This is a genomic window from Woeseia sp. D3-10 (assembly GCF_055809415.1).
The window spans coordinates 3,419,030-3,437,779 of sequence record NZ_JBVVTW010000007.1; the positions used below are offsets into that span (position 1 = coordinate 3,419,030).

An 18,750-nucleotide genomic window follows, 5' to 3' on the forward strand; every position below is an offset into this window, starting at 1 on the left:
CGGGGCGATGAGGGTGATTGCACTGTTACAGGGCGAGGCGGCTGGCCAATCGTATCTAGCAATCCGGAAGGCGCTTCGCGTAGTATTGCGGGCATGCCAGCCGCACTAAAAATCAGTGAGTTAAACAAGTCGTATGCGGGCGGTTTCCAGGCACTCAAAAACGTTTCCCTGGAGATCGATCACGGCGAGATATTTGCATTGCTCGGCCCTAACGGCGCCGGCAAAACGACGCTGATCAGCATCGTCTGCGGGATAGTCAATGCTAGCTCCGGTTCGGTGCTGGTCAACGGTCATGACATCGTTCGTGACTTCCGGGTTACCCGCTCGTTAATAGGGCTGGTTCCACAGGAGCTGTCCACGGATACGTTCGAGACGGTGCTGGCGACCGTCACCTTCAGTCGCGGATTGTTCGGGCTTGCACCTGATCCGGGTCATATCGAGAAAGTCTTGCGGTCATTGTCATTGTGGGACAGACGTGACAGCAAAATTCTGACCTTGTCAGGCGGCATGAAGCGGCGTGTATTAATAGCGAAGGCTTTGGCACACGAGCCGCGTATCCTGTTTCTGGATGAACCGACCGCTGGCGTGGATGTTGAATTGCGTCAGGACATGTGGGCGATTGTTCGGTCACTTCAGGAATCGGGGGTGACGGTCATCCTGACCACCCATTACATTGAAGAAGCCGAACAGATGGCCGATCGTGTGGGCGTTATCAACGGTGGTGAGGTAATCCTGGTGCAGGAGAAACAGCGCCTGATGCAGGAGCTCGGCAAACGTCAACTGACCCTGCAGTTGCAGGATGCGTTGACCGTTATTCCGGACAGTCTGGCCGAGTTCAACCTGGAACTTGCGGAATCGGGTGTCGAGCTTGTTTATACCTACGATACACAGGGCGAACGCACCGGGATCACTGCATTGCTTGCCGAACTCGGTCGGGCGGGAATCAAATTCAATGACCTGAGTACCTCGCAAAGTTCGCTGGAGGAAATTTTCGTCGACCTCGTGAAGAAAAGCCCATGAATTTCCGCGCGGTAAGAGCTATCTATGGATTCGAAATGGCGCGTACGCGACGTACTTTGTTTCAGAGCATTGTGTCGCCGGTTATCTCTACATCGCTGTACTTCGTCATTTTTGGCTCTGCGATCGGTTCGCGCATCGATGAGATTGACGGCGTGAGTTACGGCTCTTTCATCGTACCGGGACTGATAATGCTGTCATTGTTGACAGAGAGTGTTTCTAACGCGTCCTTCGGTATTTTCTTCCCGCGCTTCAGTGGCACAATTTACGAGCTGTTGTCGGCGCCGGTTACGTGGGTGGAGACGCTGCTCGGCTATGCCGGTGCGGCGGCGAGCAAGTCACTAATTTTGGCCGCCATTATTCTTACTACCGCGAATTTGTTCGTCGACGTGCAGATAGCGCACCCGTTCTGGATGATAACGTTTCTGGTGTTGACCGCTGTGTCGTTCAGCCTGTTCGGCTTCATTTTGGGTATTTGGGCCGACGGCTTTGAGAAATTGCAGATCGTGCCCATGTTAATCATCACGCCGCTGACATTCTTGGGTGGCAGCTTTTATTCGATTAGCATGTTACCGCCGTTCTGGCAGACCGTCACTCTATTCAATCCAGTGGTCTACCTCATCAGCGGTTTTCGCTGGAGTTTTTATGAGAACGCGGATGTCAGCGTTGCTCTCAGTTTCGGCATGACCTGCGTATTCCTGATCACCTGTATTCTCATCGTTCGCTGGATGTTCACGAGCGGTTATCGACTGCGTTCCTGACGTTGTTTGTCCAGTTCGAGCAAGGTTCTCAATAGTACATTCGTGGCGTTGGCCAGCGCGTCTGGCAATACGTAACTGGTGCTAACCTCCTGACTATTCGCTCTACCCGGTACGATGATTAATCCGACCGGCGCAAAGGCAGACAGAGCCTGTGCAGCATCAACCGCCGTGCTGCGCCGGTGGACGTAGGACAGCCCCAACTGGCTGGCTGCTTTGCCCATTGCCTCTGATACGTGCTGGTCGGTCTTTCCCGGCGGCAACTCAAATACCTGTTCCATGATGAATCGCGTGCCGGTCTCGTTGCCGATTCTGTCGGCACTCTTGCGAACGGCTATGAACATTTTATCGCTGTGCTCCAGGTCATGAGCGCGGATATCGAGTCGAAAGCTGGCATCAACGGTGGCGTTGGCGTTTGTCGTGGATGATGTTGGCGAGAGATCGAGCTGTGCCGCTGACTGGTCTGACCCTGTCTGTTGGAGGTCAACAACGGTGGTTGAGAGCCGGTTGGCAGCATCGCGTAATTGCCGATGTTGCCACGACCTTGACCTGTTTTCCGTATTGCTGACTAACCGGACATTCCAGCGTTGGATGCCCGCAAACTGCTGGACGATACCCAGCTCTTCGCTGCCTGAATGCTGCGCCGGGTCGGTTTCGACCTGCAATTCGAGGTAGGCCGCGATCATACCGTTCGCCCGATGATTGAGCCCAAGGTTGTCAGGGTCTCCGCCCAGAGCGGCGATGCCATCAGCGACGGTCGCACCATCGTGTGTTGGTGTAAGGATTTCGGTCGATGTTATGAGGTCGTAGACAGAGCGGCTACCCAACATGCGGTCCGCACTGTCAGCCCAGACGATGATTTCAAGTGGGTGATCGAGAACCGTGCCGTTGTCGTGCAACGATCGGGCAATTTCGATTGCGGCCATGATTCCCGCGAATCCGTTGCAACGGTCTGCCGCCGGTGCTTTATCGATGCTTGCTCCGATGACCAATGATGGCCAGGCATGCCTGCCTTCCAGTCGGCCAATGAGATTTCCAGCAACGTCCCTGTGGGTCATCATTCCGGCGTTCTGTAACAGTCTTGCCAACTGGCGAAGCGCATTCTGGTTTTCTGTGCTGTACGCAGGGATGGGCTGGCAGCTCGATGCGGATTGACTGGCATTCTCCAGGCGCATGAGACTGCTGGTCAGCCGATTGTTGTCGACGAGCATGGCACTTGACGCGCAGGCGGCGCTTGCTGACAGTGTCAGCAGAATGGCGCCGAAGTTGGCCGTCAAGTTGCGCGAAGGTCGTGAATGCCGCATGGACGTCATGGTCTCACAGGCCGCGGTCATGGACACCATCAAGGCAAGCGCCATCGCTGTTGCTCGGCCGATTCGAGCGCCCGGTTACCCACGAGGATGTTCGATGAGCAGCAAAGCCATACAGGATCACTATGCCGATAGCAGCAGCCATTGTTACGGCTGCGGGTACAGCAATCAGGCCGGTCATCAACTCAAGAGTTACTGGAACGGTGGGGCATCGACAGCACGTTTTAGCCCGGATGCCCGATTCGTTGCTGTGCCAGGTTATGTGTACGGCGGGCTAATCGCGTCGTTAATTGATTGTCATGGCACGGCTACTGCCGCCGCTGCCTTGTGCCAGATGCAGGGTCGCGAGCTCGGCGACGGACCTGTACCCCGGTTCGTTACCGCGGCATTGAAAGTAGACTACCTCGCGCCAACGCCGCTGGGTCCTGAACTGGAACTTGAGGCAATGGCAAGCGAAGTAAAAGAGCGCAAGGTGGTGGTCGACGTCAAACTGCGTGCAGACGGAGTGCAATGTGCGAGCGGCCAGGTCGTTGCGGTCCTGATGCCGGCGGGCATGCTGGACCGCAACGATTAACCGGTACTCAGCTTATGCCGTCAATTGTTTCATTCAAAGTCAGGCTTGGTCGCATAGCGGCGCTGACCCGCTTTCTGTCCGGGTGGTAATAGCCCCAGACATCGACCGGCTTGCCTTGTGCTGAATTGAGTTCATCCACAATTTTCGACTCGTTGGCACTTAACTGACTGGCGACCGGTGTAAAACGTGCTTTCAGTGCCATGTCCTCGTTTTGCTCGGCCAAGGCCTGTGCCCAGTAGAGCGCAAGGTAAAAATGACTGCCGCGGCTGTCCAGTTCGCCGACTTTCCGTGAAGGGGACTTGTTGTTCTGCAGGAACTTGCTGTTAGCGGTATGCAATGCACTGGCGAGGACCGCGGCGGCTTTGTTCGCCGTCTTGTCGGCGATGTCTTCGAGCGATACTGCAATGGCCAGAAACTCGCCGAGCGAATCCCAGCGCAAATGTCCTTCTTCAAGAAACTGCTGCACGTGCTTAGGCGCGGAACCGCCGGCACCCGTTTCGAACAGGCCACCGCCGGCGAGTAAGGGCACGATGGACAGCATCTTCGCGCTGGTTCCGAGTTCCAGAATCGGGAACAAATCCGTCAAATAGTCGCGCAATACGTTGCCGGTGACAGAAATAGTGTCTTTGCCTTCCTTGACCCTTTGCAATGTGTAGTGCATCGCGTCCATCGGTGACTTGATCAGGATGTCGAGGCCGGCTGTGTCGTGATTCTGCAAGTACTTGTTGACCTTCGTAATCAGTTCGCGATCGTGGGCCCGTTGGTCGTCGAGCCAGAATACGGCGGGATTACCCGTCGCCTTCGCGCGGCTGACAGCGAGTCGAACCCAGTCGCGGATCGGCAGGTCACGGGTCTGGCACATGCGCCAGATATCACCTTGTTCCACAGCGTGTTCCAACAAGGTCGCGCCCTGGTCGTCGACGACCCGCACCGTGCCATTTGCCGGTATCTCGAACGTCTTGTCGTGCGAACCGTACTCTTCGGCTTTCTGGGCCATCAGGCCGACGTTCGCGACATTGCCCATCGTGGTTGGATCGAACGCGCCATGCTCGCGGCAAAATTCGATCACCGCCTGATAAATACCGGCGTAGCTGCGGTCGGGAATCATCGCCAGAGTGTCGCCGAGCTTACCGTCCGGCCCCCACATTTTGCCGGACGAGCGGATCGCTGCCGGCATGGATGCGTCGATGATGACGTCACTGGGTACGTGCAGGTTGGTAATCCCCTTGTCGGAATCAACCATTGCGAGGGCGGGGCGGTTCGCATACAGCGCCTCAATATCTGCTTCAATAGCTTCGCGTTGTTCTGCGGGCAGTTCGGCGATGCTGCCGTACAGGTCGCCAATTCCATTGTTGGGGTCGACGCCGATTTTGCTGAACAGATCCGCGTGCTTCTCGAATACCGGCGCGTAGAAAACCGTTACCGCGTGACCAAACATGATTGGGTCCGACACTTTCATCATGGTCGCTTTCAGGTGCAGCGACAGCAGTAAGTTTTCGTCGGCGGCAAACTTAACTTGCTCGGCAAAAAACGCACGCAGTGCTGAACAACTCATTACCGCGGCATCAATTACCTCGCCGTCCTGCACGGCAGTGGATTCTTTCAGTACAGTGACTTTGTCGTCGGCTGTTACCAGTTCAATGCGCACAGTTCCGGCATTGCCAATTACCGCTGAAGCTTCGCTGCCGTAGTAGTCGCCGTTCTGCATATGTGCAACACGGGATTTCGAGTCGCTACTCCACGCGCCCATGGAATGAGGATGCCGCTTTGCGTATTCCTTGACGGCGCTGGCAACCCGGCGATCGGAATTGCCTTCGCGCAGTACAGGGTTCACTGCACTGCCCAGCACCTTGCCGTAGCGTGCTTTGATGGCCCGTTCCTGATCGTTCTTGGGTTCTTCCGGGTAGTCCGGCACGTCAAAGCCCTGTGTCTGCAGCTCGCGTATCGCGGCTGACAGCTGGGGAATGGATGCGCTGATATTGGGCAGTTTTATGATGTTGGCGTCTGGCGTCTTGGCGAGTTCGCCGAGTTCGGCCAGAGCATCTGCTTGCGTCTGTTCATGCGCGAGTCGTTCAGGAAAGTTCGCCAGAATGCGGCTGGCCAATGAAATGTCGCGGGTTTCCAGATTGACGCCCGCGGTGCCGGCGAATGCCGCAACGATAGGTAACAAAGAATACGTGGCAAGTGCCGGCGCTTCGTCGGTTTCGGTGTAGATAATCTTGGCGATGGTCATGCATGCTCCTGACGCGCAGCACCGTCACGGTGCGGCAATAGCTGAATGTCTTGTTGTTGTACCCGACCCGGAGCCTGCGTTGCCAGCCAGAATTCCGGGGGCGAGATAGCGGCGCCAAGGCACTCGGCGAACCCGGGAGTTTACGTAGGATTGGGGTTGGGGGCAAAAACCACGGTGCCCGGCTTAGTGGTCTGGTGCTACCCGGCGATTCAGAAGCGGTGGTCTAGCGGTATTTACCGGTCATCGACGCGTGCGGTATCGTCGCCGCGCCGGCCGTCGCGTTTCACCACACGGACTCATGCTCGACTTTCCGAAGTAACAACGGTCAGAATTCGCGAGCCCGCCGGGAAAAATAAGATAGCCTGCCGACAATTCGAGTTTGCTGCACTCGTGCCCGGTGTGTGCGCGGTCCGCCGGCGGATGTGCTGAGTGAGCGCCGCAGGTTTTCGAGTACTGGGTTTCAGCAGTTACCGTTGTTTCGTGCCACAGCAACGGGTAGCGACAGGCAGGAGGCAAGGGCAATCGTGCACCGACCCGTGGCAACGGCCTGGTGTGGACCACAATACGAACAACAGAATCGGCCTGCGGAGGGCCAGTCGCCATGAAAGAGAATGAACAAACCCGCTCACTGGTCTTGAGCATGTCCTGTCCTGATCGGGGCGGTATTGTTGCGGCCATTAGCGGCTTTATCGCCGACAGCGGTGGCTCCATTCTGGAGACCGCGCATTTCGTCGACCGCTGGACGAAGCGTTCTTTCATGCGAGCATCATTCTCAGGTTCGGAACTCGCGAGCCGAGAGGTGTTGTCAGAGCGTTTCGCGGTGATAGCGGAAGGCTTCGGCATGGACTGGCAGCTGCACGATGCCGAACAACGTTGCCGTGTACTTCTCGCGGTATCGAAGCAGGGACACGTTCTGAACAACCTGCTGCACCGCTGGAGTATTGGCACGCTGCCCATCGACATTGTTGGTGTGGTCTCGAACCACGATGACATGCGTTCACTTACGGAATGGCACAAGCTGCCCTACTACCACTTCCCCGTTACGCCGGATGACCGGACCCGTCAGGAACGGCAGATTCTTGACCTGTTCGAAAGTACAGGGGCTGAACTGCTCGCTCTTGCGCGCTACATGCAAATACTGTCTGCTGGCGCCTGTGAGGAGTTAGCGGGGCGAGCAATTAACATCCATCACTCGTTCTTGCCGGGATTCAAAGGTGCCAAACCGTATCACCAGGCGCATGAGCGAGGCGTTAAGATCATCGGTGCGACAGCGCATTTCGTTACCACCGATCTCGACGAAGGCCCGATAATCGAGCAGGGCGTTGAGCGGGTCGACCACACCATGGGGCCTGACGAATTGGCAAAAATAGGTCATGATCTGGAAAGCGTGGTGTTCACTCGAGCTGTCCGCTGGTTCGCTGAACACCGCATATTCCCAAGCGGGAGCCGCACTGTAGTCTTGCGGTCCTGATTCTTCGCAGGCCCATCACAATCAGTTCAGGATTGAGTTATCTCTATGATTGAATCCACAGTCGTTGATATGCGCGCGCCTTATCTTATTCTAATAGGCGATGTACGCGACCCCTTGTACGCTAAAACCGGCTTCGGCATCGTGCAATGGCGCCGGGATCTGGTTGCAGGACAACTGCGGTTTGCGGGTTGCCCGGTCGACATGGGCGTGCCTGATCTCAGTGTGCAGGACGCCAAAGCCGCAGGTGCTGCCAGCCTTGTTATTGGCGTTGCACCGGTCGGTGGCGAGATTCCGGAAAGCTGGTGGGCCGTCATTGAGGAAGCTGCGGCATCCGGACTCGACATTGTGTGTGGATTGCATATTCGACTCCGCGACTATCCTGCGGTAGTCGCGGCTGCGCAATCCTCCGGTGCCCGACTCATCGATATTCGGGTTCCGCCCCGCAAACTGCCAGTAGGGACAGGCAGAAAACGCAGTGGCAAGCGCGTGCTTATGGTCGGTACCGATTGTGCTGTTGGCAAGAAATATTCAGCGTTGGCGCTTGATCAGGCATTGCGTGCCGCGGGCGTCAATTCTACGTTTCGGGCAACTGGCCAAACAGGGATCATGATCGCGGGCAAGGGCATACCTATCGATTCGGTGGTCTCGGACTTTGTGTCCGGCGCCGCGGAGCTGCTGTCACCCGATAATGAAGCGGATCATTGGGACGTGATTGAAGGTCAGGGGTCACTCTTTCACCCTGGCTACGCGGCGGTCAGCCTGGGTCTGCTGCACGGTTCGCAACCGGACGCGATTGTCTTGTGTCACGAAGCGGGGCGAACTGATATTGATGAGTGGGATGGATTCACGTTGCCCAGCATTCCAGAATGCATCACCTTGAACCTTCTCAACGGGAAGTTAACCAACCCCTCCATACGCTGTGTCGGTGTGAGCGTTAATACGTCGTCTTTGCCTACTGGCGAACGAGAGGCCTGGCTCGCCGCCCTGAGCGCGGAAACCGGTTTGCCCTGTGTTGACCCGTTGGTCGAAGGCATGCAAGCCATTGTTAATAACATGCTTGGCACCTGAGATTGACCTATGGACATTAAACTTAAAGTTGAAGACTGGGAACTCCGCCAGCCTTTTCGGATTACCGGGGAGGAATGGCGTCATTCGACCTGCATAACGGTTAAGTTGCAGGATGGCGATCATATTGGTCGAGGTGAAGCGCAAGGCGTTTCCTATTTGGGCGAGACGGCAGATACGATAGTTGCGCAGATCAATTCTGTTGCCGACGACGTACGTGCAGGCATGAGTCGGGATGAGCTGCAATCGCGATTGCCCAGTGGCGGCGCGAGAAATGCAATTGATTGCGCGCTCTGGGACCTCGAGGCCAAGTCCCGCGGAGAGACGATCTGGACTCTGACGGGCATTAAACCGAAACCGGTAACAACAGTCTTCACCATAGGTATTGAGGAAACAGCAGAGGCGATGGCAGCCAAGGCGGCCGGTGCAGCACAGTACCCGGTGTTGAAGGTCAAGCTCGACAACCAGCAACCGTACGAACGGCTGGCGGCGATTCGCGCGGCAAGGCCCGATGCCCGTATCGTTGTGGATGCCAATCAGGGCTGGACGTTCGAGATGCTGCGCGAGTTATTGCCGCGCTGCGTCGAGCTTGACATCGAGATGGTCGAACAACCTTTGCCGAGAGGGCAGGACGACGTACTCGAAGGCTTCGATTCGCCGGTGACACTGGCTGCCGACGAGTCCTGTCAGGATTGCAGTGAGCTTGAGACGGCGGCCAGGCGTTACGAGATGATCAACATCAAGCTCGACAAAACCGGTGGATTAACGGAAGCACTTCGGCTGGCCAGGGCGGCGCGCGAGAAAGGCTGCAAATTGATGGTCGGCAATATGCTGGGCACGTCATTGAGTATGGCGCCGTCATTCGTGGTCGCCCAGTTGTGCGATTTCGTTGACATTGACGGTCCCTTATTGATGAAAGAAGACCGCTTGCATGGCATCCGGTACAACGCCGGCGAAGTCGGCGTGTTTGATCGCGACTTGTGGGGCTAAACGGTGTTCAACCAACCTTTGCGGCATGTGCAACGGCGCAACGTGAATTGAAATTCAGCTTATAAGTCAGTTGGTTCGCTTGTTGTTTGTCTGCGCCGTCGCCGAATTGCGTCATATAAAATCCTTTATAATCAATAATATAGGTAACGATCGTCGGTGGCCGTTGGTGATCCGCGACGGTTAAGGGCGCGGCCGGCCGGCCGCGGTGCCTGTTGGCCGCAGTCTTCGTGAAACGTCATCGTCTTTGATGCCTGAGTCACGGGCGTTTCACGGCAACTATCCAGCTAATCGGCCGCATACCGTCAGTCTGGCATGACGATTGCACTTTCCTTTCTGCGCGACAACCGATGTCGCGATTGTCTAATGCTTGAAGGAGAGAGCGATGAAAAAGGTACTTGTAACGATTGGCGCACTGACTCTGGCAACGGGTATGGCCTTCGCCGGCGATGCAACCGAAACGAAGTCATTTAGCGACCTCGACACCAACAAGGATGGCGTCATCACCCAAACCGAAGCTTCAGTTGATCGCGAACTGGTTGCGTATTTCAGCAACGCGGATGCGGATCAGAACGGCTTCCTGACGCCGAGCGAGTTCGATTCGCTCAAAGATGAAATGGAAGAAGCCGAGTAAATCATTCGGCAGTAACGAAAAAGGCCCCGAATTCGGGGCCTTTTTCTTGTCTTGCTTCTACCGCTACTCGACAGGCGGGCGGCAATGCATATTTCGAATCGACGTGCATCGCATGCGTTGCTGTCGAAGCGCGTTTATAGCGCTTCGATAATGGTCGCGATGCCTTGCCCAACGCCGATACACATCGTGCACAGCGCGTAACGCCCACCGCTGGCTTTCAATTGGTAAGCGGCTGTAGTTATCAGGCGTGCGCCGGACATGCCGAGCGGGTGACCCAGCGCTATTGCGCCACCGTTAGGATTAACGTGCGCAGCGTCATCATCGAGTCCGAGCATCCGCAGCACAGCCAAAGATTGCGATGCGAACGCTTCGTTGAGTTCGATCGTGTCCATCTGCTCGATCGTCAGCCCAGCTTGTGCCAGGGCTTTTTGGCTCGCGGGTCCTGGTCCAATACCCATAATGCGGGGTTCGACGCCCGCGACAGCCGTTGTAACTACTCGTGCGAGAGGTTTGAGACCAAACTTCTTTACCGAGTCAGCGGAGGCAAGCAGCAAAGCACACGCGCCATCATTTACTCCGGAGGCATTGCCGGCGGTAACTGTGCCGTTTGCACGGAAGGGCGTGCCCAAACTGGCGAGTTTCTCAAGCGACGTTTCGCGGGGGTGTTCGTCCTGCGTGACTAACAGCGGCTCCGCTTTTCGTTGCGGGACTTCGACGGGAATGATCTCTGCGTCAAAAAAGCCCCGGGCGCGTGCGGCAGCGGTTTTTTGCTGACTGCGCATCGCGAATGCGTCCTGATCGGCGCGACTGACGTTGAATTCTTCAGCCACATTTTCGCCGGTCTCCGGCATCGAGTCGACTCCGTACTGCTTCTTCAGTAGCGGATTGACGAAGCGCCAGCCGATGGTTGTGTCATAGATTTCAGCATTGCGGCTGAATGGGCTGCTTGCTTTCGGTTGCACGAAGGGCGCTCGGGACATCGACTCCACACCGCCTGCAATCAAGAGGCCCGCTTCACCGCATTTAATTGTCCGCGCTGCCATCGCTACTGCATCCATGCCGGATCCGCAGAGGCGATTGAGCGTTACGCCGGGTACGTTTTGCGGTAGCCCGGCCAGCAAAGTAGACATGCGAGCGACGTTGCGATTGTCCTCACCCGCCTGGTTGGCACAACCCAGCAGGACGTCATCAATCAAGGCGGGGTCGATGTTTTGGTTGCGAGCGATAAGCGCGCGAATGGGGATTGCACCGAGGTCATCGGCCCGGACGCTGGATAACGCGCCTGCGTAACGGCCAATGGGGGTGCGTACGGCATCGCAGATAAATGCGTCTGACATGGATTAATCCTTGGGTTCGGTAGTGAAGGGCGGTCGGCTCAGGCCTGATCGTAATCCAATTCGACGGAATCGGTCAGCGGCATGGATTGGCAAGTGAGTATGAAGCCCTTCTCAACTTCCCACGGTTCCAGCGAGTAGTTGATCGCCATTTCGACTTCGCCTTTGCTGAGCTTGACCCGACAAGTGGAGCAAACGCCGCCCTTGCAAGAGTACGGCAGGTCGAGGCCAGCGTCTGCAGCGGCATCGAGAATTGACGGTTCATTGCCGGTCATATGGAATGTTTGCCGATGACCGTCGAGCAGTACCTGAACTTCGATACCCTCGGCAGGAACTTCCTGGCGCCGTGGCGATGCCGGTATTGGCTCGCGGAGGATCGCCCGAAACCGTTCGGCGTGCACTTGTTCTTGCGGGTAATTCAGAGAGGTCAATGCAGCGCTTACGGCATCGATCATTGCGTTCGGACCGCATATGAAGATGTCATCAGGGCGATTTTGCTCAAGGAACGCGGCATGGAGTGCCTGTACTTTGTCGCCGTCCAGTCGGCCCTGATACAACTCAACTTCGCTCGGTTCCTGGCTCATGATGAAGTGCAGGGAGACGCGTGCCGGGTATTGATTTTTCAATGCCCACAAATCTTCCATGAACATTGTGGTCGCGCGGCTGCGGTTGCCATAGAAGATAACAAAGCGACTTTGCGGCTCGGTCTCGAGCGCGGTTTTCGCAATCGAAAGTACCGGCGTAATACCGCTGCCGGCGACGAACGCTGCGTAAACCTTGGCCTGCGTCGGCTTGAGTTCGGTGTAGAAGTGTCCAGAGGGCGGCATGATCTCCAGCGTGCCAGCAGGCTGCAGTTCATCTGCCAAATAATTGGAGAAGATGCCATCCGGCTGTACGCGCACACCGATACGCAGCGTGTCTTCAGCAACGCTGCTGCAAATCGAATACGTGCGCCGTACGTTGTTCTCGCCAATAACCGCACGAACGGGCAGGTGCTGGCCTTGTTGATAGCGAAAGTCCCCACGAATTTCATCGGGCACAGCCAGTTCGATGCAGACAGCGTCATTGGCCGTTGCGGTTTTGCTCACTACGGTGGCGGGATAGTACTTACGCATGTTTTGTTCTCAGATACATTTGAAGTACTCGAACGGCTCCAGACAGTCGCCGCACTTGTACGCTGCTTTGCAGGGGGTGGATCCAAATTCGCTGACTTTCACAGAGTTCGTGCTGTTACACCGCGGGCAAGCGATTCGCAACTCATCGCCGCGCAATGATTTTTTTGCCGTGCTGCCGGCTGGTGGGGCAATCCCGTACTCGGCAAGCTTCTTACGACCATCAGCGCTAATCCAGTCGGTGGTCCACGGCGGTGACAGTACCCGGCGCACGTGGACGTCAGTGATCCCATTGGCCCGCAAGTGCTCGTAAACACTGGCTTCGATTACCTCGGTAGCCGGGCAGGCGGAGTAGGTGGGGGTCAGCGTCACGGTAACTTTATCGCCGTCGATTGCAACGTCACGAATGATACCGAGATCGGCAATGCTCAGGATCGGGATCTCGGGATCGGGTACTTCGCTTAGTAACTTTTGGACGTCCGCTACTACCACGCTGCACCTGGGTAGGCGCGCTGCATATGCTGCATCTCAGCAAGCAGGTAGCCCAGGTGTTCTGTGTGCCGGCCGTTTTTGCCGCCGGTATCCATCCACCCGTCCTGTGGCCTCGTTAAGGTCGCTTCCTGCAGTGCTTTTTGCACGTACTCATTCCACGGCGCTTGCAGCGTTGTCGGATCGGGGCCGACCTTCTCTGCGGCCGCCCACTCGTCGATTTCGTCCGCAGTAAACATTTCACCGGTGAACCGCCAGAGGTCATCAATAGCTTTTTGCATGCGGTGATGGCTCTCGTCCGTGCCATCGCCGAGACGTACGAGCCACTGACGTGTATGCCGTAACTGGTACGCAACTTCTTTGACGGCGCGCGCAGCAATTTCGGCAATACGTACGTCCGAGGAACGCGTCAGCGCTTCGAGCTGAATCTGATAGGCGCTCAAGTACAGGAACTGGCGTGCGATGGTGCAGGCGAAGTCGCCGTTAGGTTGCTCCACAAGGAGAATGTTGCGGAAGTCGATCTGGTCGCGCAAGAACGCCAGTTGATCTTCATCGCGACCCTGACCCTCGATTTCGGCAGCGTACGTGTAGTACATCCGGGCCTGACCAACGCAGTCGAGTGCGAAGTTGGCCAACGCCATTTCCTCTTCGAGTTCTGGAGCGCGGGTAACCCACTCGCCCAATCGTTGGCCGGAGATCAGGGCGTTGTCGCCCAACCTGAGCAGGTATTCGAAATGCGGCATTGTGCTCACAGGTTTTCAATTCCGTCCGGTACTTCGTAAAAAGTAGGGTGCCGGTAAATCTTGTCTTCCGCCGGTTCGAAAAGTGCAGAAGAGTCCGCCGGGTCTGAAGCCGATATGTCGGTAGAAGCGACGACCCAGATGCTAACTCCTTCGCTGCGTCGCGTGTACAAGTCGCGGGCATGGTCAAGGGCCATCGTCCGGTCAGCTGCGTGCAAGCTACCGACGTGACGGTGGCTAAGCCCGGCCCGTGCCCGAATGAAGACTTCGTACAGCGGCCATTCCTGTTTACTCATTTTCGTATCCTGTGATTCAGGCAGCTTTGCGTGCTGCTTGTTTGGCGGCATAGGTGCGTGCAGCTTCGCGTACCCAGGCGCCATTTGCATGTGCCTCCTGGCGTCGACTCAGTCGTTCGCGATTGCACGGTCCGTTGCCAGCCAATACATCGAAGAACTCCTGCCAGTTAATTTCGCCGAAGCGGTAATGCCCTGCTTCTTCATCCCACTCCAGATCGTCGTCCGGGATGCGCAGGCCAAGGTGTTCTGCTTGCGGTACCGAGGCATCGACGAATTTCTGGCGCAGCTCGTCATTGCTGAAGCGTTTGATCTTCCAGGCCATCGACTGTGCGCTGTGTTCGGAGTCAGCATCGCTGGGACCAAACATCATCAGTGCAGGCCACCACCAGCGATTCAGTGCATCCTGCGCCATCCGCTTCTGTTCGGCGTTGCCACGGCTCAGGCTCAACATGATCTCGAAGCCCTGACGCTGATGGAAGCTCTCTTCCTTGCAGACCTTTACCATCGCGCGAGCGTAGGGGCCGTAGGAGCAGCGGCACAGCGGAATCTGGTTCATTATCGCAGCGCCGTCGACTAACCAGCCTACGGCACCGATGTCTGCCCAGGTCAGGGTGGGGTAGTTAAAAATGCTGGAGTACTTGGCCTTGCCACTGAGCAGTTGGTCTGTGAGTTCATCACGCGATACGCCCAGCGTTTCGGCGGCGCTGTACAGGTAGAGCCCGTGGCCCGCTTCATCTTGTACTTTGGCAAGCAGGATAGCTTTGCGGCGCAGGCTGGGTGCGCGCGTTATCCAGTTGCCCTCCGGCAACATGCCCACAATCTCGGAGTGAGCGTGCTGCGATATTTGTCGAATCAATGTCTTGCGGTAGGCTTCCGGCATCCAGTCTTTGGGTTCGACCTTCTCTTCAGCATCGACATGCTGCTGGAAAGCCGCCATGCGTGCCGCTCCGTCCACTGGCTGAGCGACGGGGTCGCCTTGTTGGTCGAGGCCTTGCGTGTACATGACGTTCTCCTGAATGCTGGCCGGCGATTATGAAACAAAAAATCGAGAATCTCAAACAAAACTGTATCAGATAGTGACTGCCCGGTAAGACCGCTTAGTCTGGTTCCGGCAGCAAGGGTTCGTTCCGGGCGTGCGAGTGGCCGCGAAAGAGGCCAACCGTCCTGCCATCGTCCGTTTTGACCTCCACATCGTAGACACCCCGCCGTCGACCGCGGACCTGTTCTTGGGCACAGGCGAGCAAGCGATCGCCCAAATAGGCCGGTGCCAGGAATTCTATGCTCGCACCGGACGCTACAGTAACGTTGTTATAGGTATTGCAGGCAAAGGCAAAGGCAGAGTCGGCCAACGAAAATATGAAGCCGCCGTGGCAGCTGCCATGCCCATTCAGCATGTCCTTACGAACGGTCATGCGCGCTTCAGCATAGCCGGGCTGAACCGCCGCTATTTCGATGCCGAGCCCTTGCGTGGCTGGATCGCATGCAAACATGTGTTTGGCGCACGCATTAGCCAGCGTATCTGCGGCGTCGTCAGACATGCCGTCAGCTCCCGTATTGTTGAGCATTCTTGGGCGTCAAGCCGCCAAAGCGTTGATAAAAGTGTGCATCAGCGGGGGGCAAAGGGCCATCCGTCGTTTCCAATTCCGAAACGAGATAAGGTTCGGCGGGGCCGGCCACCGCACTGTACAGATTTCGACATAATTGGTACGCGGCCGCACCGTCCCAGCGTCGGGGTAACAGTTCTTCCGGTAATAATGGGTCGCGCAGGTGAATTTTGCGGTACTCGTGGATCAACAAGGTTCGGACCTGAAAGCAACGCTCTGCATCCAGCGGACCTCTCTGTCTGCAGGCACTGGCGTAAACCGGCTGGAATTCGTTCAGGAACTTTCGGTAGCGACCGGCAATTTCGTCCAGCGACCAGGCAGCATGCACTTGCTTCATCAATTGCGATTGCTGCCGTTCATTGCTTACGCGGGATTCCATTAGCATAACGCGATCACTGCAGCCCGCGGCAGCGAGGCATTCCTGCACCGCAGCCAGGTCGGGCGCGGGATGTGCGAGCACGCACGTGGAAAATGGCGCAAAGCCAAGCCAGCCAAGCTCTTTGCGCAGCGTATCGCGTTCCTCTGCGGAAAGGGCTCCGGTCATGACCAGATACCACGTGCCGGGCCATGCGTGCTGTGGCTCCGTGTAGATGCGCTTGCTGGCTTGATCGAAACGGTGACGGCCGCTGGCGGTAAGGCGGTAGAAACTGCGCCGACCGAGTTGCTCGGAGTCGAGCCAGCCATCTTTGGCGAGGCGGAAAACAGAAGTACGCACGAGGCGTTGGTTGACGCCGAAACTTTGCAGGGCCTGAATCAGGTTGCCGAGCCAAACGGTGCCGCCGTGTACAGCAATGGAGTCGCCGAAGACACTGATGACGAGCGAACTCGCCCGAATCGGCCTTCGCTGCACGAAATGGCTCAGCAGTCGGTCACAGGCGAGGGCAAAGCTGCTTCGGCCCGGGGCATTGTTTGTGGTTTGGCGGTGCGTCTTTCTCATTATTATTGTGTTGTTGTACACGCGCAGTTCGATATGATACTAATTATATAGCAATTCCAAAAATTTTGTTTCATAACAGGGGTGGTGCATGAAGCTCGGGTGTTACGCAGAGAATCAGTGGGTAACGGGCGGTGGCGATGGCGTAGTGTTGCGCAGTGCTGTCGACGGCGAGCCGATTGCGACGGCCAGCAGTGACGGGATCGATTTTGGTGCGATGCTCCAGTTCGCTCGCCAGAAAGGCGGTCCGGCACTCAGGGCAATGACATTCCATCAGCGCGCGTTGATGCTGAAGGCGCTGGCGCTGCATCTCAATGAATGCAAGAAAGAACTCTATGCGCTGTCGACCCAGACCGGCGCTACGAAAGCCGATTCATGGATCGACATCGACGGCGGAATCGCCACCATGTTCGTGTATTCGAGCAAAGGTCGTCGAGAACTGCCGAATGATCATGTGCTGGTTGACGGTCCGGCGGAAGTCATATCCAGGCAAGGTACCTTCACTGGTCAGCACATCTTTGTGCCGCGTCGCGGCGTCGCCGTACAGATTAATGCATTCAACTTCCCTTGCTGGGGCATGCTCGAGAAGCTGGCACCCACGTTGTTGGCGGGTATGCCGGTCATTATTAAACCGGCGACCAGCACCGCGTACCTGACGGAACTGGTCGTTCGCAAAATGATAGAGGCCAATGTGCTGCCTCCCGGAGCTGTACAGCTCGTGTGCGGCAGTGTTGGCGATTTGCTGGATCGGCTCGATTGCCAGGACGTGATTGCTTTCACGGGTTCCAAAGGCACGGCCGATTACTTGCGCAAGCATCCGAATGTAATGGAGCAAAGTGTTCGTTTTACAGCTGAAACGGATTCGCTCAATTGTTCGGTACTCGGGCCTGACGCCGGAGCGGGCACGCCGGAGTTTGATCTCTATATCGATGAGATCGTTAAAGAGATGACGACGAAGGCCGGCCAGAAATGCACAGCGATTCGTCGCATCATCGTGCCTGAACAGCACAGCGCCGATGTGGTGCGTCGATTGTCCGAGCGGCTTGCCGCAATCAAGGTCGGCAATCCTGCGAATCCGGACATGGATATGGGCGCTCTGGTGAGTCAGGGGCAGCGTGATGAAGTTATTGAGCGCATCGCCGACTTGCAAAAAGACGGCACCATCGTGCATGGCTCGCCGGACAACTTTACGGTTGCCGATGGCGACGTAAAAAAAGGCGCCTACTTTGCGCCGGTATTGCTCGAATGTGCCGATCCTCTGTCAGCCACAACACCGCATAGCGTTGAGGCTTTCGGACCAGTAGCTACAGTGTTGCCGTACCGTGACCTGGAAAGTGCTGCAGAGCTGGTGCGAATGGGCGGCGGCAGTCTCGTTTGCTCTCTGTTCACCAATGACAACGCGGTAGCCCGCGAACTGGTTCTGGATTGTGCGGCGTACCACGGCCGCATCATGACCATCAATCGCGATTGCGCCGCAGAATCCACTGGCCACGGTTCACCGTTGCCGCACCTTGTGCACGGCGGACCCGGTCGCGCCGGTGGTGGTGAGGAACTGGGCGGAATCCGCGGAGTACTGCACTACATGCAGCGCACCGCATTGCAAGGTTCTCCATCGACCTTGTCAGCGATCACTAATCAATGGATACGCGGCGCTAAAGAAATCCGCGACGCTGTGCACCCGTTCCGCAAGACGTTCGAAGAATTGCAGATTGGCGAAACCGTGCATACTGCCGCGAGAACGATCACTCTTGATGACATTGAAAAATTTGCCGAGCTGAGCGGCGACAAGTTCTACGCGCACATGAGTGAGCCTGACGCCGCGCGCAACCCGTTCTTCGAGGGGCGTGTGGCGCATGGCTATTTCATCGTTTCCGCGGCAGCGGGCCTGTTCGTTGATCCGGCCCCAGGTCCGGTACTGGCAAACTACGGCGTGGATAATCTGCGCTTCGCTGCGCCGGTCAATCCGGGTGACACGCTCAAAGTGCGCCTGACCTGCAAGCAGAAGAAGTGGCGCGAAGCCAGCGGCTACGGTGAGGTGTATTGGGATACCGAAGTCATCAATCAGGACGATGAAATCGTTGCTACCTACGATGTTCTGACCATGGTCGCGTCCGCGGAAACCATGCAGGAAATCGAGAGTGCTTGAAGCAACAAGCTGATGCTCCGCTGCTACGGTTGTTCCGGCGGCGTGC

Annotated in this window: 18 protein-coding genes; 8 read left to right on the forward strand and 10 right to left on the reverse strand. The window is 56.8% G+C overall.

Annotated features, from left to right (window positions below):
- Positions 1 to 93 precede the first annotated feature (93 nt).
- A complete protein-coding gene (locus AC0L8N_RS15540; protein WP_473668803.1) occupies positions 94 to 1,020 on the forward strand; it encodes an ABC transporter ATP-binding protein in 927 nt (308 codons plus the stop codon).
- Positions 1,017 to 1,778, forward strand: a complete 762-nt coding sequence (locus AC0L8N_RS15545) for an ABC transporter permease (RefSeq protein ID WP_473668805.1) — start codon at positions 1,017 to 1,019, stop codon at positions 1,776 to 1,778. The genes AC0L8N_RS15540 and AC0L8N_RS15545 overlap by 4 nt, the downstream gene beginning before the upstream one ends.
- Here the strand turns inward: AC0L8N_RS15545 and AC0L8N_RS15550 are convergent.
- A complete protein-coding gene (locus tag AC0L8N_RS15550) occupies positions 1,760 to 3,133 on the reverse strand; it encodes a M20/M25/M40 family metallo-hydrolase (RefSeq protein ID WP_473668807.1) in 1,374 nt (457 codons plus the stop codon). The genes AC0L8N_RS15545 and AC0L8N_RS15550 overlap by 19 nt on opposite strands.
- A gap of 49 nt (positions 3,134 to 3,182) precedes the next feature.
- Here AC0L8N_RS15550 and AC0L8N_RS15555 point away from each other — a divergent pair, with 49 nt between their 5' ends.
- Positions 3,183 to 3,659, forward strand: a complete 477-nt coding sequence (locus AC0L8N_RS15555) for a PaaI family thioesterase (protein WP_473668809.1) — start codon at positions 3,183 to 3,185, stop codon at positions 3,657 to 3,659.
- 7 nt (positions 3,660 to 3,666) lie between these two features.
- Here AC0L8N_RS15555 and AC0L8N_RS15560 read toward each other — a convergent pair whose 3' ends face one another.
- Positions 3,667 to 5,892 (reverse strand): NADP-dependent isocitrate dehydrogenase, encoded by a 2,226-nt coding sequence (locus AC0L8N_RS15560; RefSeq protein ID WP_473668811.1) that lies wholly within the window; start codon positions 5,890 to 5,892, stop codon positions 3,667 to 3,669.
- 601 nt (positions 5,893 to 6,493) lie between these two features.
- On the opposite strand from AC0L8N_RS15560, the gene purU reads away from it, so the two are divergent.
- From purU to AC0L8N_RS15580, 4 genes are all read left to right on the forward strand, one after another.
- A complete protein-coding gene (gene purU / locus AC0L8N_RS15565) occupies positions 6,494 to 7,363 on the forward strand; it encodes a formyltetrahydrofolate deformylase (protein WP_473668813.1) in 870 nt (289 codons plus the stop codon).
- 45 nt (positions 7,364 to 7,408) lie between these two features.
- Complete coding sequence (locus AC0L8N_RS15570; RefSeq protein WP_473668815.1) at positions 7,409 to 8,431, forward strand: N-acetyltransferase DgcN family protein; 1,023 nt, start codon at positions 7,409 to 7,411, stop codon at positions 8,429 to 8,431.
- Positions 8,432 to 8,440: 9 nt separating this feature from the next.
- Positions 8,441 to 9,418 (forward strand): N-acetyl-D-Glu racemase DgcA, encoded by a 978-nt coding sequence (dgcA, locus tag AC0L8N_RS15575; protein ID WP_473668817.1) that lies wholly within the window; start codon positions 8,441 to 8,443, stop codon positions 9,416 to 9,418.
- Between the two features lie 382 nt (positions 9,419 to 9,800).
- Positions 9,801 to 10,049: an EF-hand domain-containing protein gene (locus AC0L8N_RS15580; RefSeq protein ID WP_473668819.1), complete on the forward strand. Its 249-nt coding sequence runs from the start codon at positions 9,801 to 9,803 to the stop codon at positions 10,047 to 10,049.
- 134 nt (positions 10,050 to 10,183) lie between these two features.
- On the opposite strand, the gene pcaF is transcribed toward AC0L8N_RS15580, so the two are convergent.
- The 8 genes from pcaF to paaX form a co-directional block, all read right to left on the reverse strand.
- A complete protein-coding gene (gene pcaF, locus AC0L8N_RS15585) occupies positions 10,184 to 11,386 on the reverse strand; it encodes a 3-oxoadipyl-CoA thiolase (RefSeq protein ID WP_473668821.1) in 1,203 nt (400 codons plus the stop codon).
- Positions 11,387 to 11,424: 38 nt separating this feature from the next.
- The gene (locus tag AC0L8N_RS15590) at positions 11,425 to 12,498 is read right to left on the reverse strand and encodes a 2Fe-2S iron-sulfur cluster-binding protein (protein WP_473668823.1); all 1,074 of its coding nucleotides are present in this window, start codon (positions 12,496 to 12,498) and stop codon (positions 11,425 to 11,427) included.
- A gap of 9 nt (positions 12,499 to 12,507) precedes the next feature.
- Positions 12,508 to 12,987 (reverse strand): 1,2-phenylacetyl-CoA epoxidase subunit PaaD, encoded by a 480-nt coding sequence (paaD, locus tag AC0L8N_RS15595; protein WP_473668825.1) that lies wholly within the window; start codon positions 12,985 to 12,987, stop codon positions 12,508 to 12,510.
- Positions 12,981 to 13,727: a 1,2-phenylacetyl-CoA epoxidase subunit PaaC gene (gene paaC, locus AC0L8N_RS15600; RefSeq protein ID WP_473668827.1), complete on the reverse strand. Its 747-nt coding sequence runs from the start codon at positions 13,725 to 13,727 to the stop codon at positions 12,981 to 12,983. Before paaC ends, paaD begins: the two co-directional genes overlap by 7 nt.
- Positions 13,728 to 13,732: 5 nt before the next feature.
- Positions 13,733 to 14,020, reverse strand: coding sequence for a 1,2-phenylacetyl-CoA epoxidase subunit PaaB (paaB, locus tag AC0L8N_RS15605; protein WP_473668829.1), 288 nt, complete (start codon positions 14,018 to 14,020; stop codon positions 13,733 to 13,735).
- 16 nt (positions 14,021 to 14,036) lie between these two features.
- Positions 14,037 to 15,023: a 1,2-phenylacetyl-CoA epoxidase subunit PaaA gene (gene paaA / locus AC0L8N_RS15610; RefSeq protein WP_473668831.1), complete on the reverse strand. Its 987-nt coding sequence runs from the start codon at positions 15,021 to 15,023 to the stop codon at positions 14,037 to 14,039.
- A 94-nt stretch (positions 15,024 to 15,117) separates the two neighbouring features.
- On the reverse strand, positions 15,118 to 15,558 hold the full coding sequence (gene paaI / locus AC0L8N_RS15615; RefSeq protein ID WP_473668833.1) for a hydroxyphenylacetyl-CoA thioesterase PaaI: 441 nt from the start codon (positions 15,556 to 15,558) through the stop codon (positions 15,118 to 15,120).
- 4 nt (positions 15,559 to 15,562) lie between these two features.
- Complete coding sequence (gene paaX / locus AC0L8N_RS15620; RefSeq protein ID WP_473668835.1) at positions 15,563 to 16,474, reverse strand: phenylacetic acid degradation operon negative regulatory protein PaaX; 912 nt, start codon at positions 16,472 to 16,474, stop codon at positions 15,563 to 15,565.
- Positions 16,475 to 16,649: 175 nt separating this feature from the next.
- Between paaX and paaZ the strand changes: the two genes are divergently transcribed.
- Positions 16,650 to 18,704: a phenylacetic acid degradation bifunctional protein PaaZ gene (paaZ, locus tag AC0L8N_RS15625; RefSeq protein ID WP_473668837.1), complete on the forward strand. Its 2,055-nt coding sequence runs from the start codon at positions 16,650 to 16,652 to the stop codon at positions 18,702 to 18,704.
- The last annotated feature ends 46 nt before the right edge of the window (positions 18,705 to 18,750 follow it).

Coding starts and splice junctions, on each gene's coding strand:
- pcaF (WP_473668821.1), bottom strand. CDS start 11,386: ATGTCAGACGCATTTATCTGCGATGCCGTACGCACCCCCATTGGCCGT.
- AC0L8N_RS15550 (WP_473668807.1), bottom strand. CDS start 3,133: ATGGCGCTTGCCTTGATGGTGTCCATGACCGCGGCCTGTGAGACCATG.
- AC0L8N_RS15545 (WP_473668805.1), top strand. CDS start 1,017: ATGAATTTCCGCGCGGTAAGAGCTATCTATGGATTCGAAATGGCGCGT.
- AC0L8N_RS15555 (WP_473668809.1), top strand. CDS start 3,183: ATGAGCAGCAAAGCCATACAGGATCACTATGCCGATAGCAGCAGCCAT.
- AC0L8N_RS15560 (WP_473668811.1), bottom strand. CDS start 5,892: ATGACCATCGCCAAGATTATCTACACCGAAACCGACGAAGCGCCGGCA.
- purU (WP_473668813.1), top strand. CDS start 6,494: ATGAAAGAGAATGAACAAACCCGCTCACTGGTCTTGAGCATGTCCTGT.
- AC0L8N_RS15590 (WP_473668823.1), bottom strand. CDS start 12,498: ATGCGTAAGTACTATCCCGCCACCGTAGTGAGCAAAACCGCAACGGCC.
- paaC (WP_473668827.1), bottom strand. CDS start 13,727: ATGCCGCATTTCGAATACCTGCTCAGGTTGGGCGACAACGCCCTGATC.
- dgcA (WP_473668817.1), top strand. CDS start 8,441: ATGGACATTAAACTTAAAGTTGAAGACTGGGAACTCCGCCAGCCTTTT.
- paaA (WP_473668831.1), bottom strand. CDS start 15,023: ATGTACACGCAAGGCCTCGACCAACAAGGCGACCCCGTCGCTCAGCCA.
- paaB (WP_473668829.1), bottom strand. CDS start 14,020: ATGAGTAAACAGGAATGGCCGCTGTACGAAGTCTTCATTCGGGCACGG.
- paaI (WP_473668833.1), bottom strand. CDS start 15,558: ATGTCTGACGACGCCGCAGATACGCTGGCTAATGCGTGCGCCAAACAC.
- AC0L8N_RS15580 (WP_473668819.1), top strand. CDS start 9,801: ATGAAAAAGGTACTTGTAACGATTGGCGCACTGACTCTGGCAACGGGT.
- paaZ (WP_473668837.1), top strand. CDS start 16,650: ATGAAGCTCGGGTGTTACGCAGAGAATCAGTGGGTAACGGGCGGTGGC.
- AC0L8N_RS15570 (WP_473668815.1), top strand. CDS start 7,409: ATGATTGAATCCACAGTCGTTGATATGCGCGCGCCTTATCTTATTCTA.
- AC0L8N_RS15540 (WP_473668803.1), top strand. CDS start 94: ATGCCAGCCGCACTAAAAATCAGTGAGTTAAACAAGTCGTATGCGGGC.